Source organism: Bacillota bacterium, assembly GCA_040757085.1.
GTDB lineage: Bacteria > Bacillota > Sulfobacillia > JACIYH01 > JACIYH01 > JACIYH01.
On the sequence record JBFLXJ010000003.1, the window covers coordinates 40,630 to 55,651 of the forward strand.

Here is a 15,022-nt window from a genome sequence, read left to right on the forward strand (position 1 = left end):
CTCCTCCTTTCGCCTCGCCCTCCCGGCCACTCATGTCGCCGCCCCGGATGCGCGTACTCCCACGTAAAGGCCACGCCCGGCCCCGCCGCAGAACTCACCTTCCTCCAGGACCACTTCCCCTCGCGAAATCACGATCCGTGGCCACCCTTTGAGCTCCCATCCCTCGTAAGGAGACCAACCCAGCACCGCCGCCAGGCCCTCGGCGCCCACTTCCACGCGCCGCGTGACTTTGGGATCCACGAGGACGAGGTCGGCATCGGCTCCGGGAAGCAAATTCCCTTTGCGGGGGTAGAGACCAAAGGCGCGGGCAGCAGCGGTACTGGTGATTTCCACCAGCCGGGACAGGGGGATGCGCCCCGAGTGCACGCCCAGGGTATACGTCAGGGGCAGGATGGTCTCGAAGCCAGGCAGGCCCCCGGGGACGTGGAGGAAATCCCGGGCCCTGTCCTTCTGCCCGGCGCTGAGGGCACAGTGGTCCGTGCCCAGGAAGTGTACCTCGCCGGTGGCTATCCCCCGCCACAGGGCGTCCTGATCCTCTTTTTTCCGCAGGGGCGGGCTGGCGATGAAACGGTGACCGTCCCGCCGACCGTATACCGACTCGTCGAGGGCCAGGTAGTGGGGGGCGGTTTCCACCCATACCTCGCTGATGCAGTGTCCCCCGGCACCCGGCGAAGCCCCCCTGGCAGGTGCCGCCCTCATCAACGCCTCGCGGGCAGCCGCGACCGCTGCCAACCCCGCCCCGCTGGACAGGTGCCGGATGCATACGTGCGCACCCGCCAGACCCGCCAGGGTAAGCACCCGGCAGACGGCTTCTGCCTCTGCCACCGTCGGCCGGGAGTGCGGAAACCAAACTGCCTCCAGATGTCCGGCTGCCTGAAGCCGCGCCGTCTGCGATTCCACTATGGCAGCCGATTCGGCGTGGACGGTAGCCAGGGCTCCCGCCTGCCCGATGGCATCCAGGCAGGCCAGCAGAGACCGGTCGTCCAGCCCCAGACCCGGGTACACCATGTAAAGCTTGAACGAACGCACCCCGCGTTGAACCAGGAGGGGTACCTCGGCCAGGGCATCAGGATCGGCCGAACTCAGAGTCACGCTGAACAGGTAGTCTACCACCGCCCGGCCCTCGGCCTGAGCCATCCTTTCCGCCAGGGCCGCGCCGGGCGACTGACCGGGCCTCGGCTCGGCAAAATCTATCACCGTGGTGATGCCCCCGCGGGCCGCCGCCACCGTGCCTGTGAAGAAATCATCACAGGTCGCCGTGCCGTCTGCCAGAGGCAGCGATATGTGGACGTGAGGATCGATGAGGCCCGGTAGTACCACCAGGCCGCGGGCATCCACCACCTTCGCCGCCCCCGAAGCGCCCAGGTTCCCCAGGGCCACGACCAGTCCGCCCCGCACGCCCACGTCGATTTCGCCCCAATCCCCAGGTCCGAATACCCGTCCGCCCCGCACCACCAGGTCAAATCCGCCCATCCCTACTTTTCACCCCCCTCAGGGGCGTTCGGTATTACTTAACAGTTCGCCCTGCCGGGTTGCGTTTCCTCTGGAAGTAAAATAGCGCGGGCCCTTGCGGACCCGCGCCTGCTTGCGGTGAGCAGGTCTGTAAGCCGAATTCTGTGCCCCCGGAGCCGGCCGCACCGGCTACCGGAGCGGCAACCATCCGTCTGGGACCCCGGTCACCCGGGGCCTCAAGCGACCTAACCCGGGGAGTCCGCGGGCCACATCATCCTCCCCCTACTTGGTCTTGCTCCGGGTGGGGTTTACCTAGCGAGCCGGTCGCCCGGCCCCTGGTGGTCTCTTACACCACCGTTGCACCCTTGCCGTTCGGACTGTCGCCCTCCCGGCGGTTTCTTTCTGTGGCACTATCCCTGGGGTCGCCCCCGCTGGACGTTATCCAGCACCCTGCCCTTTGGAGTTCGGACTTTCCTCGAGCACGACCTCGCGGTCACCTGTGCTCGCAGTTGCCCGACCTGCTCTTTCGACAACATCAGGTTAGCACGCCGGGCTCGCGACGTCAACCTGGCAATGCGCACACCTGGCAATGCGGACACTGGAAAGGACACCTGGCAATGCGGACTCCCGGACATTACAGCACTGACAACATGCACCACGGTATCGCCGAGCAGCACCAGCGCATGTGGCGGAGAACTCACCGTGGCAGGAGCAAGGCCCCGCCACGTCGAACACACAGGGTAAGCCGGCACTCAAGGGGGTAGCCGGTCTCGAGCTTTTGCGCGGAGGTTGATGTTGCATGGACGGTCCGCATCAGACTGCTTGGCCCAGGCCGAGGAAGCTGGTTCTGGTACTGTTTGCAGCCGTGCTCCTCTGCGGCACACTGGCCGTGTCAGCCGGCGTCCACGCCCAGGGCCTGGTACTCTCTACTCCCTACCCGGGCGTGGTGGCCAGGCCGGGGGAAACCCTCACCTTTCCCCTCCACCTTTCGGTGCGGGGCCTGGGGGACCAGAAGGTAACCCTGCAGGTCACCGGACAGCCCAAAGGGTGGGAGGTTTTCCTGTTGGGGGACGGCCGGCAGGTGTACCAGGTGTACGTGCCGGCCGAGAAGGGGCAAGAAGTTGAGTTGCAGGTGAAGGTCCCCGAGGACGCCCAGCCCGGCGAAGGACGCATAGTGGTGAGTGCCCGTTCGGCTGCGGGAAGTACTGCCCTGCAGGTAAGCATCCGGGTGAGCACCGAAGAGGCAGGCCCTGACCGGATGGTGACCCAATATCCCTCCCTCACCGGACCCAGCAACGCCACCTTCCGCTTCCGCGTCGATCTCACCAACAACGGTTCCCGGGAACGCTCCTACAGCCTGAGGGCCCAGGCTCCTCCCGGATGGCAGGTCACCTTCAGCCCGGCATATGAGAACAAGCAGATCGCCAGTCTGAGCCTGGGGGCGGGAGAAACCAGGGGCCTTGACGTGGAAGTGAAACCTCCTCAGAAGGTGGCGGCCGGCCGCTACAACATCGTGGTGGAAGCCCTCTCCGGGGCCAGCCAGGCCTCCGCCAGCCTCGAGGTGAACATCGTGGGGACGTTCGAACTCCGGCTGAGCACCCCTTCGGGGCGCCTGAGTGCTGAAGCCAACCCGGGCCGCGAAAGCCCGGTCAAGCTGGTGGTGGAAAACGCCGGGAGCGCCGACCTGGGGCCGGTCACCTTTTCCTCCAGTCCGCCCCGGAACTGGTCGGTGCGGTTTGATCCGGAAACCATAGATACTTTGGCCGCCGGCGAAAGCCGCGAGATCACGGCCTACATCAAGCCGGATAGCCGCGCCATCGCCGGCGATTACCTGGTGAGTATCAGCGCCAGCGCCCGGGGGGCCTGGGAGAGTGCTCAGTTCCGGGTGACGGTCCTCACCCCCACGGCCTGGGGGATGGTGGGGATCGCGCTGGTGGCGGCGGTGATGGCGGGGGTATGGGCCACGTTCCGCAAGTACGGCCGCCGCTAGCGGCACGGGGCAGGGTCCGAGATGGCAGAGGTCATCGTTTCCCTGCGGGGGCTGACGAAAAGATACGGTAGCCTGGTGGCGGTGGATCACCTGGACCTGGACATCTACGAGGGCGAGGTGTTCGGGCTGCTGGGGCCCAACGGGGCCGGAAAGACCACCACCATCCTCATGCTCCTTGGTTTGACCGAACCCAGCGAGGGGACGGTGAGGGTGGCCGGTCACGATCCCACCCGGGAACCCCTGGCAGTGAAGAGGCTCGTGGGATACCTGCCGGACAATGTGGGGTTTTACGAAGACATGACCGGACGGGAGAACTTGCGCTACACGGCCCGGCTCAACCGCATCACACCCCCCGAGGCAGAAAGGCGGATCGCGGAATTGCTGAACACCGTGGGATTGGGTGCGGTGGGCGACCGCCCGGTAAGGGAATACTCACGCGGCATGCGTCAGCGCCTGGGGCTCGCCGATGCCCTGGTAAAGGATCCCCGCCTGCTGATCCTGGATGAGCCCACCCTGGGCATCGACCCCGAGGGGGTGCAGGAGGTGCTGGCCCTCATCGTCCGCCTGGCCCGGGAGGAAAAACGCACCGTTCTCATCTCCTCCCACCTCCTGCACCAGGTGCAGGAAATATGCGACCGGGTGGGGATATTCGTGCGGGGACGGATGGTAGAGCCCGGGCCCATCTCCATTCCGGACTTGCTGGCACGGGGCCAGAGCCTGGACCACATCTACCGTACGTACTTCCAGGGGGGTGACTCCCGGTGAGGCAGCTCGCGCTTTCCGGGGTGCCGGCCTTTTTCTCATCTCTCCAGGAAAAGGTGAGACGGCGGGCGTCCACCTGGTCGAGCGGCGGTCTGGGAGTAGTCTGCGCCAAGGAGATAGCAGACCACACCGCCAGTATCCGCTTCCTGATCCTCTTCCTGCTTGTAGGAGTCACGGGCCTGAGCAGCATGTACGTGGGAGCCCAGACTATCCGCCAAACCGTGGCCGAGGAAGGCAACCAGTATGTCTTTCTGCGGCTGTTCACCACCTCGGGGACGCTGCCCCCTTTCATTGCCTTCGTGTCCTTCCTGGGGCCGCTGGTGGGTCTGGCCATGGGCTTCGATGCCATAGTGGGCGAGCGCAACCGGGGTACCCTCAGCCGCTTGCTGGCCCAGCCCATATACCGCGACGACGTCATCAACGGCAAGTTCCTGGCCGGGACCGCCATGCTGGGCTGGATGATGGGGTCCCTGGGGTTGCTGGTGGCCGGCCTCGGCCTCATCCTCACCGGCGTTCCGCCCACCACCGAAGAGGTGGTGCGCGTCCTGGCCTACCTGGTGGTAACCGTCGTTTACGTGGCTTTCTGGCTGGCGCTGGGCATCCTGTTCTCCGTGATCTTCCGGCAGGCAGCCACCTCGGCGCTGGCCGGGATCGCCGTCTGGCTCTTCTTTGCCGTCTTCGCCCGGCTGCTCGCCGGCCTGATAGCAGATACCCTGTTCCCGGTGACCCAGGACTCTCCCGTGGATGTAGCTCTGCGCAACGCCCGCTGCCATCTGGCCCTCGGCCGTCTCTCCCCCACCGTCCTGTATGAGGAGGCCATCGTAACCCTTCTCAACCCCAGTATAAGGACGCTGGGTCCCATCCTGCTGGAACAGGTAGAAGGCGCCATTGCCGGGTTCCTCTCCCCGGGGCAGAGTATGCTTCTTGTATGGCCCCACCTGGTGAGCCTGGTCGCCCTCACCGCCGGAGTGTTCGCGGTCGCCTACTATCTCTTCATCCGTCAGGAAATCCGCGCCTGACCCGCTGCGGTCGTCATACAGCCCCAAGACTTTCAGCGACCGCCCCTCCCTGCCCGGGGGCAATTTGCTAACGGGTTGCTAACGCGGCCCGCTGCAAGGGCTCTCTCCGTAGCCCTTACGGCCTCCTCCTGCGTGTCGGGAAGGACGTGGCTGTAAATGTCAAGCGTGATCTTCACGCTAGCGTGCCCCAGGCGCTCCGACACCACCTTCGGGTGCACACCCTGCCGCAGTAGCAAAGTGGCGTGCGTGTGCCGTAGGTCGTGGAGGCGGATCCGGGGCACGCCCGCCCTCTTGCAGCATGCGGTGAAGGCTTTGTGGACGTTCATGTTGAACAGAGGACCGCCTTTTTGGTTGCAGAACACCAGGCCGTAGTCGCGCCAGTCAGGCCCGTCCGTGTGGTTGAGGGCTTACTTGCGGAGTGGTCATAGATGGCTGAAGAGAGCACCCTAACCAGCGCCCATGAGGCAAGTGTTCGCTCGGTGCTGGTCGGCGAATTGATCAAAGACTTAGAAATGTCCTTGCTGGCGGGCACCGATCCGCTCAAGGTGATTTTACGGTACATGCCTGCGTTGCTGTCCCTTCGCGCATACCAGGAACATAGATTGGCAACAGATATGAGTAAGCGTCAAACTGTACCCACCTGGCGCGCTGCCAGCTTGCCAAGATGATCGTGGTCGGTCGGCCCCAACTGGTTCTCGATGACCACCACGCGCCCGGACTCCACTTCTCGACCCACAAGGTCCGCGTAGAAGTCGCCCACCTCTCCCTCCGACTCCGTGATCTCAAGCTCCACTCCCAGGGCCTCGCACAGGAGGTCGATGTTATCCCTCAGCCAAGGCGTGAAGTCTTTCGCCTCATTCGCCCACACGTCAGCGGGGTCAAGCCGCTTGAGCTTGCCAAGTTGCCTTACCACCGGTCCCCCTCCCCCTTCAAACGTGGCCCGTGACCCCCGCACTCACTCGGCCGAACATTAACCGAACCGGGGCCTTAGCTTCGGTCGCACCACCAGGAATCCCACACAACCGGCCGAGTTGCTGGACGCACCGCGGCAGCAGCATTCAACCTAAGCTTACCACCGCTGCTCCGTCAAAAGGCGACGGACCAGCCCACAACTCACCCACGCCCCACGACCCCCTCCAGATCGGCCAGCGCCCTCCGGTACTTCTCCCACCGCCTCCGGTCGGCGTCCGTCGGCTCCGGTATGCGGGACTCGTCCAGGTTGTCCCGCAGGTCGGCCAGCTTCACCCGGAGCGCCATGGGATTGGCCTTCACCCGCCCGAGGTAGGCGCCGTAGTCCTCCCCCGGCCTCCGTGTCAGGGCCTCAAGGGCCTCCAGCACATCCGCCGGAAAACCGAGGTGGCCCAGCTGCTCCAGCGTCACCCCGCCGTCTTCCACCGCGTCGTGCAGCACCCCGGCCGCCATCTCCCGCAGGTCCCCGAGTTGCAGCATCACGCGCAGGGGGTGGAGTACGTACGGCGCGCCGCCCTTGTCCGTGCTCCCCCGGTGCGCGGCCACCGCAAGAACTATGGCAGACTCAAGTAGCGCTTGCTCTCCGTCCAGGCCCGCCACCTCCCCTCCCTCCGGCCCCCGCCGCCGCCAGCTGCACCGGGCGGGGGCCCGCGCGGTCGGTGTTACGCCACCGCCCTCCCCAGGCGCAGCGGCTCATCCCGCCCGAGCCCCAACAGGCCGTCCTGACCGTGGTTCGTGGCCACCAGCATCGCGTCAGCCCTCGACACCGCTACCACGGCCAACCGCGCCGCCACATCTTTTCGAGGACTACTCCTGCGAGGGCATCCTGCATGTACTGCATGGACAAGGTCCTCAACAGGAATTGCCGTTTGAGGAATTCCTCGTTCAGGAATTCCTCCCTCCTGAGGAGTCCACCGCAGGTGTCCCCTGCCTCGGCCTGCGCCTCCTACTGTCCCACCGTTGCCGGAGTACACCCGCAACCCGAGGGATCGCACTCGAGGGAACTACAGGAAGGCCAGGGCAAACGCTTAACCATCCATAGGCCGGCAGCGCTCGACTCCTGGCCATATCCCCACCCGCAGGAATTCCCGCTTGAGGAATCCCTCGCTCAGGAATACCTGTGCGGGGAGTTCCCCAGCTAGGCGCCGAGCTGTCGCTACCTCTCCTTCAGCCCCCTCAGGTTCGCCGCGGCAAGGTAAGCCCTCGCCCAGGGGGCCTCGGCCTCGTCACTGAAGAACATTTCCCCGCCGGCCAGGGCTGGACCCGCCACGCCCGCCTCAACAAGCAGGACTACGGCCGCAGCAGCAGACCTCAGCAGCACCCTCACGTCCAGATCCCTCTCCCCAGTTGTCCGGTCCCCGGGCACGGCTCCCCGGCGGCCCACCCAAGGCCCGGCGAAAACGTACTCGCACGGAGGGCACCGAGAAGGTACTCACAAATGCTGTTTATCTGTCCGCGAAAGCGGTGCAGCTTCACCCCCGCTCTGCATCACGGCGGGCCGCCTGGCCCTCCGCAGACAACACCCCCACAGAACCCCGAGCGGGCGGAAAACCGCCCGCAGCCCGTCAGTATGGTAGCCTAGACGGGCCGCACCCGCAGCGAGTGGCCGCACGGCCTCGCCTTCAGCCGCGGGACATCTAGGACCATCCGGTTGCACATCGTCCCAGCAACGCCCGCTGAACGATGCCAAGAGCCACTCGTGAGCAAGTAGTCACCAACATACCCCGGCCCGGAAGCGGGGCCAGAGGTCCTGGGGTACCATGCTGTTGGAGACGGTACCACGTCTACTACCCAATCCAACTTGCTCCGCTATCTACTATAGCAACGCACTCCATGGGGGGTCCAGAAAAACCCCACCACACTGGTGACACCACAGAAAGCCGGCATCATGTTCCTCAGAAGCCTTATCCTCGCTGTAAGCCTGCTCCACAACATACTCACCGATGAAGTAGTCACCCTGCATGGCGCCACAATTGGGACAGACCTGGCGCCAGTACCGCTGTCTGGCAAGCTTGCTGCTCGCATACTCAAGCCTGATGCCATGGCTTCGCATCAAGGCCAACGCCTGTCTCGGGAACGTAGCCCACTCCCATATCCGCCAACTATCGTCAGCCCTCCAGTACGCCACCCGCATCGGCCTACGACATCGCCAACAAGGATACTCATTCAACAGCACAAGCACCACCTTGTGCAGTGGCGTATGGCAGCTTGGACACTTAGGCGTTGGACACTCAACCCCTACCACCTTGTAGCACTGAAAGCCTTGAGCTGCCTGCAAGAAGCCTTCCACTGTCTTCTCGTCAGCTTTCGCGCAAAACACGGGTATGTTCGCCGCCGAATATACTTGCCAGGCCGCCTCTTCGGGCTCGTGGGTTACCACAACCTCCACGACCCGCAGCACCCCACCCTCGTAATCCAACAAAGCAATGTCGGGACGGACATCACCCAACGAGTACTCGAGCTCAACCCTTTCCACCCCGACAAGGATGTCCAAGCTGTGCTCACGATGGCAGACCCGGCAGGTCCAGGCCACAAGAAAAGCTGAGCGTTCCCGGAGACGGGCGCGCAGGACAGACCCCAGCGCAACCTTCGCTGCCTGGTGCAAAACGCTCTCTAACGTGCAGCTCGCCGCGCCAGACTTGTGAGCGAAGTGCTTCCTCCTTTACTGACCGGCCCGAAGCACAAACGGCTCCGTACACTGGGGACAATAGTACTTCTCCCCTCTGACAGCTTGTTCGACCGTCACAACGCGCCCACAAGCATCCAGAGCAACCGGGTACATCAGCCTTTCCACCATGGCACCACCCCAAGACCTACATCGTGTTAAGCCAGAGCCGATGACCGGGTAATTCAACACCAGATGGCGACCCCAGAGGGCGGTCCGCCGTCGTCACCACCAGCTGGTCAAGGAGCGTTGTGCGCGGTGGCGAGCAGCACCCAAAACGGTTCCACCTGTGTCAGCCCCCATATGCCCGGCATCTGCCGCCTGCGCGAACAGTTGCCGTACTGACCCCCCGGCAGGGGGCGAGCACCACACCGCCAACCTTAACCAGCAAGGCGGGCATAGCCCGCCGGGCCGGGGGGCAGCAGGACCCAAAAAGGAGCAGCTTCCGTTCTCCCTGCCGCACTTGAAGAGAGAGCTCTTTCTCGCCCTCTCATAGCCGGCGGACGGCGCTGCGGATATCGTCGTGAGGGGATCCGCCGGCCGCGTTCTCGCTGCTCTTTGCGCGGCGCTCGGGCTCGAGGGCCCTGCGGCTGAGGGTCGAACTGCCGTGTGGTGGAAGCAAAAAGAAAACCCCGGTACCACCCGCCGCAAAACAGGCCTCCGGGCTGTGGCCGACCGAGTATCACTCCGGGTAATGCCGACGGTTAACACGGTCCAGCTAGTAACTTTCAAGGCGCGCTCCGGCGACCAGGCAGCTTCTTGGCTGTCCTCTTCTGGGCAGGGGCAGCCAGACGGTGCCGTCGGTCCCGCCCAACGGGCGGCAGCGACCTCTCAAGAACTCAGCTCCCACCCAAGCACAAATGGTGGCGTCAAGGGCATCTTCATAACCCTTGAAGGCCGGTGTCTTCGGGCGCGCCGCCCTCAAGAATGAAGGTTCTGGCAGCCTCCCCGCGAGCTCGACTTCCCCGCTCAAGCCTCTGTGAAGAAGGGTCATGGACTCGACGAGTCTTTCCCAGCGCCGGGCTGGGGTGTCCTTGGGCCAGTAGTCATGGCGCCTGCTGGTCTTGTAGGGCAGGCGGTAATCGAGCTCGAGAAGTTCAATGACTGCGGGATGAGGATACGTTTCCAGGAATAGGGGGCGCTCGGTCGAGAAGCAGACCTCGTTGGTCGCGAGTTGGTACCCAAGGCCGGTAAGGGTCTTGTATATACCCAAAGAAACCCCACCCGGGCGGTTCGGGTTCGGCGTGTGCGTGGTGGCACCTAGTCTCCCGTATTCCCGCGCCACCTCCTGATCCGCCAGTCTGCGCCCGGCTATGGGCTGGCTGGACAGGGGGATGTCGATGCTGATCAGCGGCCAGGATCCCAGTTTCCGGGCGGTGGCTTCGAGAACCTCCCGCAACCCCATTTGACCGTGAGGTGGCGGCTTGTCCCACCTAGGGGTGGCTCCGTCCAGGACCTGCGCGTACTCCACGAACGAACGAGCCGTCACCAGGAGGCGCGGCCGTGAGGCTGGTTCGCAGGAGAGCAGGCTGATGCCCGAGGGGCATCCTGCCGACCAGGCCGCGTCAATTCCCAGCACGCACGGCACGCACCATCACCTCGACTGGCAACGCTGCCGCTGGTGTGTCTACATTTCCATCGCCAGGGCGCCATTTCCTCCTGCCTACCTGGGGCGACTTGAAGGGGAGAACTTCTTGACCCAAAGCCTGGCCACCTTTGCAGGGAATTCACAGCACGTCTAAGAGGCCGGGGGATGGCCCATCGGGATCAGGGCTGCCCTCGAGCGCTGAGAGCACCGCGGTCGGGCGAATGAGTCTGGGGAACTGCTCGGGCCCACCACAAGATCAGGCACCGGCCGAACTACCTGGTCACGGGGGTGCGAGACTGAGGCAGGCGCGCGGCGCCCCTCCGTAGAAGCGCGCATAAGTTCAAGATATACCGTCGCAAGGAAACGGGGGAGTGGGTTCCACCCCACCCAGTCACAGTGTGTCCCGACGCACTACCGCACCCTTAAACGGGCAGTACCCTGCGCCGTACCCGCTGCCGACCAACCACCACAATGCTCCTGGACAGCTCCGCCCCGGGGACGGCTACCATGACGCACCCCATCATGGTCTCGGGCTCGCTGAAGTTGCCTCCGCGGAAAAGAACCAGGCCCGGGTGGCCAACACGCGCCAGCGCCAGAAGACGGGCATAGTCCAGATCGGCCGTAACACCACCCTCTCCTCACACCACGCGCGCCCCACGATCTCCCCGTCCGAGGCAGACCCTAGGCCAACCTCAAACGCGTGGACGGCGTCGTGCCCGCGCTCACGAAGCCAGCAGGCAAGAGAGGCCGAAAGCGGCATGTCGACCAGGAACTTCACCGAGCAACCTCCACCGTCTCCTCTTCGGCCAGGAACGCGGCATACCTCAGTACCGCATCGATATCGGCACGCTCGAGATAGGGGTACGCTTTCAGTATGCTCTCCCGACTCTCACCGGCGGCGAGAAGTCCCAGCAAGCGCTACACGGGAAAACGAAGGCTCCGGATGCATGGTTTTCCACCACACACCTTCGGTCGGGTCGACCGTAATGCGTTCGAAAACCTCCATGTCCCATTGCCTCCCGGGCCAGCTCCGCCCGCAGATTCAACAGCCCTACGAGATCAGTTCAGGAGACGAACAAACTCCTCCACAGAAAGCCCGGCATCCGCCAAGATCCGCCGCAGCAGGCCCGCCTTGAGCTCACGGTGGCGCGGAACCGTAACAGGCTTCCGGCCGGGGCACAGAAGCCGCATGTGGCTGCCACGCTGCCGGACAACGGTGTAACCCACTCGCCCCAGGGCTCGCACCACTTCGTCGCCAGATACTACGGGCAATGCAGGGCTCAAACAGCCACACTCCCGACAAGCACCCTGCGCGGAGGAGGCGCTTCCCTGCCCTCAGCCCGCAGTTCCTCAAGACACAGTTCTATAGCCTCGCGGATATTGGCCAGGGCCTCCTCGACAGTATCCCCCTGGGTGTAGCATCCCTCAAACGCGGGGCACACCACGACATACCCACCCCGTTCGTCCTCCTCGATGATCACCGGGTAAACCACGGACCACACCCCCAGCATATTCTAACCCATCAGAAGCCGAAGCGCGAACACCGCATCCCAAGACCCCAGACGCACGGGGTGCCCACCCCCGCGCCGTGCCAACATCGCCATCTCGGTAGCCCCGTGACTGACAGCACGCCTGCCTTGAGCGCTGACGACGCGATCCGCAACCTTCTCCACAACGCGGGGCTTCGTTTTACCGCCAGGCCTACGCCCCGGCCCGGACAGGTACCCGTCAGGGATCTCCTGCAAGCAGAAACCCCGCGGGCTTTCCCGCGGGTGAGAGCGCCCGGCCCACCGGGCGTTCACGTTATGCGACACAGGCAGGCGGCCTTAGCAGCCGGAGGATCACGCATCACTCCGGGCGGCAAACGCCGCCTGCGTCGGTTAATGAACGTTCCCGCTTGACCTTATCGTGCGGCCCCAGAGCGGGATGCACTGACCAGGGTAGGTCCCCTCAGAGCATCTTTGCCATCTTCAGTGCCCGCGTACCTCGTAGGTTGCGTGGGGATCGAACTCCGGCCCGTCCTCCGATGTAAATCGACCGTCGGGCGCTTGCCGCCCGAGGATCATGTGCAAAACCCTAGGCCAAAACTACCCCACGGCGCGCAGCCCCGGCCAGCAAAGTCGGCTCCGCCCAGACCGTGGCCTAATCGCCTATTGCCTGACCCAGGGTTGAGGAATCCAGCGCCTCGATAACCGTCATGAGGCGGAACGCCATAAGCCCCTTGGCCTCAGGGCGGATAGCACAGCCCGGCTCGTCCTCTTCCGTCAGGGCTTCCACCACGTACCGCAACAACTCCGGCTGGCGCCAGCGGATGAGCAGATCCCTCGCAGCCCGGTCCAGCACCTCCGGTCCCTTTCCCACAAGCCGCTTGAGCTCCTTCTCCTTCCGCCTCTCAAGCCGCTCCAGCAACTCCTCCGTCACCGTTGCAGGCCTGCACCCGGCCCGGCACATCATGCGCCACACCGCCACTCCCAGGTAAAGCAGCAGCTCCCTCTCGTCCTGGTTCAGAAAGTCGTGATCCACCGCCAGCAGGTAGGCCAGGACCACCGGCTGCTCAGCCGTCATCTCCTCGACCCACCTCTCGGCGTCCCGCTGCGAGGCGCAGCACATCTCCTTCCAGGTCGCTTCCACCGTGAGCGCATCGACAGGTCGCACCGCACCGTCCCCCTCCCAAACCCCACCAAGCCCTACAACATTGGAACCCAGGAGCCCCGCGCCTATTCTACCAGTCCGCCATTCCCGAGGACCAGCACGAGCCCAGTTCACACGCGATGGCCCGGAGGTCCGGCCTTCCTGACATCAGGAGCGCAGCGGGAAACCGCACCGTCGCAAAAGCCCCAGCCCAACGGCACATACTGTGCTCGCTGAGGCAGGCCCGCAGGGCCGCCATGCGTCGGCACCGCTCCTCAAGCGGCCATTCCTGCCGCCCGAGGACATCGGCAAACCCCGCCGGTCAAGAGAGCTAACGAAGACGGACCAGTTCGGCGGCCGACTGGCCGTCCTGCCTGCCACGATTACCGCGTAACCCACGTATCTGGTATAATGACCCGAGGGGTGATTGCCGTGAGGCGCCGACCCGAGGCTACCGTATATCTGGGAGAAGAGCTTTTTCGCGCCCTGGAAGAATACCGCAGCACACTCAGCGTCCCTCCCAGCGCAAGCGCACTCGTTCGTGAGGCGCTCCGCAGGTTCCTGGAAGACGCAAGAGAAAACGAAGAAACCCTGCCTCCCCGCGCGTGGGTCCGAGCTACCGAGCCCGTGATGGCACGGCTGGCTGCCAATGGGATAGCCGTGAACACCGAAGAAATTCTGCACAGCATCGCCAAGGCAGAAGAGGATCGCGCGCAACGGGCTCTGGGGATCGAGCCATGAAAGCGGTCGTGGACGCTTCCGCAATCGTCCGCGCCGTGCTCCCTGGCCAGCCATACCACGCCGAGGTGCGCAGGTGGCTGGCTGGAGTGACGGAACTTCTAGCCCCCCACCTGTTACCCTTCGAAGTCACCACCGCCATCAGGCACCTGGAATTCACAGGCGTCGTCCCTCCAGATGCCGCAGAAGCCGCCCTGGCAGAGGCGCTCAGACTTCGGGTGAGGCTCTGGACCCCGCGCAGCCTCTACCTTCAAGCGCTCCGGCTGGCGCGCGAACTTGGCATTTCCCGCACACACGATGCTGCGTACCTGGCCCTCGCCGTGCACGCGTCTTGCCCACTCTTCACCCTGGACGAGCGATTCATCAGAAACGCTACCACGCACGGATATCCAGTGCGCCACCCGGCTCATCACCCCTCCCTAGAACCGACCAGCCCAAGTTGAGGCGAACACCGACGGCGTCTGACCCAGGCTCACCGCAGCTGAGCACAAAAGCAACCCGCCGCAAGTGTCCGATATCTCATGTTGCCAGGCGACCCAGGGAGCTGCCATTACCTCAAGCGCCAACCCATCACAGACCCCGGTAAGCTTCCTTCCGGTGCCTCACCCGGTACACGATGACCCGAAGGGCCTCATCGTCGACCTCGTAAACTACCCTGTATTCTCCCACGCGCACCCGCCACGCGTTATCCGAGCCGACTATCTTCCTCGCCCCAGGAGGCCTCGGATCGAGAGCCAGCCCACGCAGGCAGGCAATCACCTGCCGAAAGACCCGTGCCGGCAGGCCCTCCAGGTCTTTCCGCGCTGCTCTCTCCAGAAAGACCTCATACATCCGAGGCGCGCCCCGCGAGGAAATCCTCCAGGCTCTGCAGGTCCAACGGCCTCTTCCGAACCTCTTCCAACATCCTCAAATCCTCAAGGTCCTCGAGGCGCTCGAGCATCTCCCGATAGACTTCAATGTCCAGTATTACGGCAGTGGCCTTGCCGTCCTCCACCACCAACCGCGGCACCCTGCGCGGCATACCCATCTCCCCCAAAGCTGCGCTGGCGGTACTAGAGTAACACCGGACCACACCACTTGCAACCCCCTCGCTCTTTCTCATCAGGTGCTCGTACTGCTGCTCGATTTCTTTCCACAGCGAGGATGGAGAGTCGAAAACGTCCTCGAACTGCCCCAGCCCACCGTAGCTCTTCATAAGTTCAACCGGT

Annotated in this window: 20 protein-coding genes, 1 other RNA gene and 1 pseudogene; 6 read left to right on the forward strand and 16 right to left on the reverse strand. The window is 64.3% G+C overall.

The genetic code is table 11. The features are described from left to right. Positions 1–30 precede the first annotated feature (30 nt). Positions 31–1,473, reverse strand: coding sequence for a dihydropyrimidinase (hydA, locus tag AB1446_01560; GenBank protein MEW6545591.1), 1,443 nt, complete (start codon positions 1,471–1,473; stop codon positions 31–33). Positions 1,474–1,587: 114 nt separating this feature from the next. Further along, positions 1,588–1,977, reverse strand: an RNA gene (gene rnpB, locus AB1446_01565) — RNase P RNA component class A. A 274-nt stretch (positions 1,978–2,251) separates the two neighbouring features. On the opposite strand from rnpB, the gene AB1446_01570 reads away from it, so the two are divergent. Genes AB1446_01570 through AB1446_01580 form a run of 3 tightly spaced genes read left to right on the forward strand, consistent with a single transcriptional unit; the run spans position 2,252 to position 5,223 of the window. Next, positions 2,252–3,442, forward strand: coding sequence for an NEW3 domain-containing protein (locus tag AB1446_01570; GenBank protein MEW6545592.1), 1,191 nt, complete (start codon positions 2,252–2,254; stop codon positions 3,440–3,442). 21 nt (positions 3,443–3,463) lie between these two features. Beyond that, positions 3,464–4,207 carry an ABC transporter ATP-binding protein gene (locus AB1446_01575; protein ID MEW6545593.1) on the forward strand — a complete coding sequence of 248 codons (744 nt, stop codon included), beginning with the start codon at positions 3,464–3,466 and terminating at the stop codon, positions 4,205–4,207. Continuing rightward, entirely contained in the window at positions 4,204–5,223 is a 1,020-nt protein-coding gene (locus tag AB1446_01580) for an ABC transporter permease subunit (protein MEW6545594.1), read from the forward strand. Before AB1446_01575 ends, AB1446_01580 begins: the two co-directional genes overlap by 4 nt. Positions 5,224–5,255: 32 nt before the next feature. Here the strand turns inward: AB1446_01580 and AB1446_01585 are convergent. Continuing rightward, positions 5,256–5,591 (reverse strand): annotated as a pseudogene (locus AB1446_01585) (site-specific integrase). 60 nt (positions 5,592–5,651) lie between these two features. Here AB1446_01585 and AB1446_01590 point away from each other — a divergent pair. Then, complete coding sequence (locus tag AB1446_01590) at positions 5,652–5,891, forward strand: hypothetical protein (protein ID MEW6545595.1); 240 nt, start codon at positions 5,652–5,654, stop codon at positions 5,889–5,891. Here the strand turns inward: AB1446_01590 and AB1446_01595 are convergent. The 11 genes from AB1446_01595 to AB1446_01645 all read right to left on the reverse strand — a co-directional run bounded on the left by AB1446_01595 (position 5,849) and on the right by AB1446_01645 (position 13,100). Continuing rightward, complete coding sequence (locus AB1446_01595) at positions 5,849–6,136, reverse strand: hypothetical protein (GenBank protein MEW6545596.1); 288 nt, start codon at positions 6,134–6,136, stop codon at positions 5,849–5,851. The two genes, AB1446_01590 and AB1446_01595, sit on opposite strands and share 43 nt — an antisense overlap. 200 nt (positions 6,137–6,336) lie before the next feature. Continuing rightward, complete coding sequence (locus AB1446_01600) at positions 6,337–6,792, reverse strand: GTP pyrophosphokinase (GenBank protein MEW6545597.1); 456 nt, start codon at positions 6,790–6,792, stop codon at positions 6,337–6,339. A gap of 62 nt (positions 6,793–6,854) precedes the next feature. Further along, the gene (locus tag AB1446_01605) at positions 6,855–6,986 is read right to left on the reverse strand and encodes a hypothetical protein (protein ID MEW6545598.1); all 132 of its coding nucleotides are present in this window, start codon (positions 6,984–6,986) and stop codon (positions 6,855–6,857) included. Between the two features lie 362 nt (positions 6,987–7,348). After that, positions 7,349–7,519, reverse strand: a complete 171-nt coding sequence (locus tag AB1446_01610; protein MEW6545599.1) for a hypothetical protein — start codon at positions 7,517–7,519, stop codon at positions 7,349–7,351. A 489-nt stretch (positions 7,520–8,008) separates the two neighbouring features. Beyond that, positions 8,009–8,686, reverse strand: coding sequence for a hypothetical protein (locus tag AB1446_01615; protein MEW6545600.1), 678 nt, complete (start codon positions 8,684–8,686; stop codon positions 8,009–8,011). A gap of 889 nt (positions 8,687–9,575) precedes the next feature. After that, complete coding sequence (locus AB1446_01620) at positions 9,576–10,445, reverse strand: DUF429 domain-containing protein (protein ID MEW6545601.1); 870 nt, start codon at positions 10,443–10,445, stop codon at positions 9,576–9,578. Between the two features lie 520 nt (positions 10,446–10,965). Further along, the gene (locus AB1446_01625) at positions 10,966–11,223 is read right to left on the reverse strand and encodes a DUF5615 family PIN-like protein (GenBank protein MEW6545602.1); all 258 of its coding nucleotides are present in this window, start codon (positions 11,221–11,223) and stop codon (positions 10,966–10,968) included. Further along, on the reverse strand, positions 11,220–11,360 hold the full coding sequence (locus AB1446_01630) for a DUF433 domain-containing protein (protein MEW6545603.1): 141 nt from the start codon (positions 11,358–11,360) through the stop codon (positions 11,220–11,222). Before AB1446_01630 ends, AB1446_01625 begins: the two co-directional genes overlap by 4 nt. A gap of 144 nt (positions 11,361–11,504) precedes the next feature. Beyond that, positions 11,505–11,693 carry a type II toxin-antitoxin system HicA family toxin gene (locus tag AB1446_01635; protein ID MEW6545604.1) on the reverse strand — a complete coding sequence of 63 codons (189 nt, stop codon included), beginning with the start codon at positions 11,691–11,693 and terminating at the stop codon, positions 11,505–11,507. Between the two features lie 32 nt (positions 11,694–11,725). Then, the gene (locus AB1446_01640) at positions 11,726–11,938 is read right to left on the reverse strand and encodes a type II toxin-antitoxin system HicB family antitoxin (protein ID MEW6545605.1); all 213 of its coding nucleotides are present in this window, start codon (positions 11,936–11,938) and stop codon (positions 11,726–11,728) included. A 649-nt stretch (positions 11,939–12,587) separates the two neighbouring features. Continuing rightward, on the reverse strand, positions 12,588–13,100 hold the full coding sequence (locus tag AB1446_01645; protein ID MEW6545606.1) for a hypothetical protein: 513 nt from the start codon (positions 13,098–13,100) through the stop codon (positions 12,588–12,590). A 408-nt stretch (positions 13,101–13,508) separates the two neighbouring features. Here AB1446_01645 and AB1446_01650 point away from each other — a divergent pair, with 408 nt between their 5' ends. Both AB1446_01650 and AB1446_01655 read left to right on the forward strand, forming a co-directional pair. Continuing rightward, positions 13,509–13,817, forward strand: a complete 309-nt coding sequence (locus tag AB1446_01650) for a hypothetical protein (GenBank protein MEW6545607.1) — start codon at positions 13,509–13,511, stop codon at positions 13,815–13,817. Next, positions 13,814–14,257 (forward strand): type II toxin-antitoxin system VapC family toxin, encoded by a 444-nt coding sequence (locus AB1446_01655; GenBank protein MEW6545608.1) that lies wholly within the window; start codon positions 13,814–13,816, stop codon positions 14,255–14,257. Before AB1446_01650 ends, AB1446_01655 begins: the two co-directional genes overlap by 4 nt. A 127-nt stretch (positions 14,258–14,384) precedes the next feature. On the opposite strand, the gene AB1446_01660 is transcribed toward AB1446_01655, so the two are convergent. Together AB1446_01660 and AB1446_01665 are read right to left on the reverse strand one after the other, a co-directional pair. Further along, positions 14,385–14,645, reverse strand: a complete 261-nt coding sequence (locus AB1446_01660) for a type II toxin-antitoxin system RelE/ParE family toxin (protein ID MEW6545609.1) — start codon at positions 14,643–14,645, stop codon at positions 14,385–14,387. Further along, on the reverse strand, positions 14,638–15,022 hold a 385-nt coding region (locus AB1446_01665), incomplete at its 5' end, for a hypothetical protein (GenBank protein MEW6545610.1). The genes AB1446_01665 and AB1446_01660, both read right to left, overlap by 8 nt.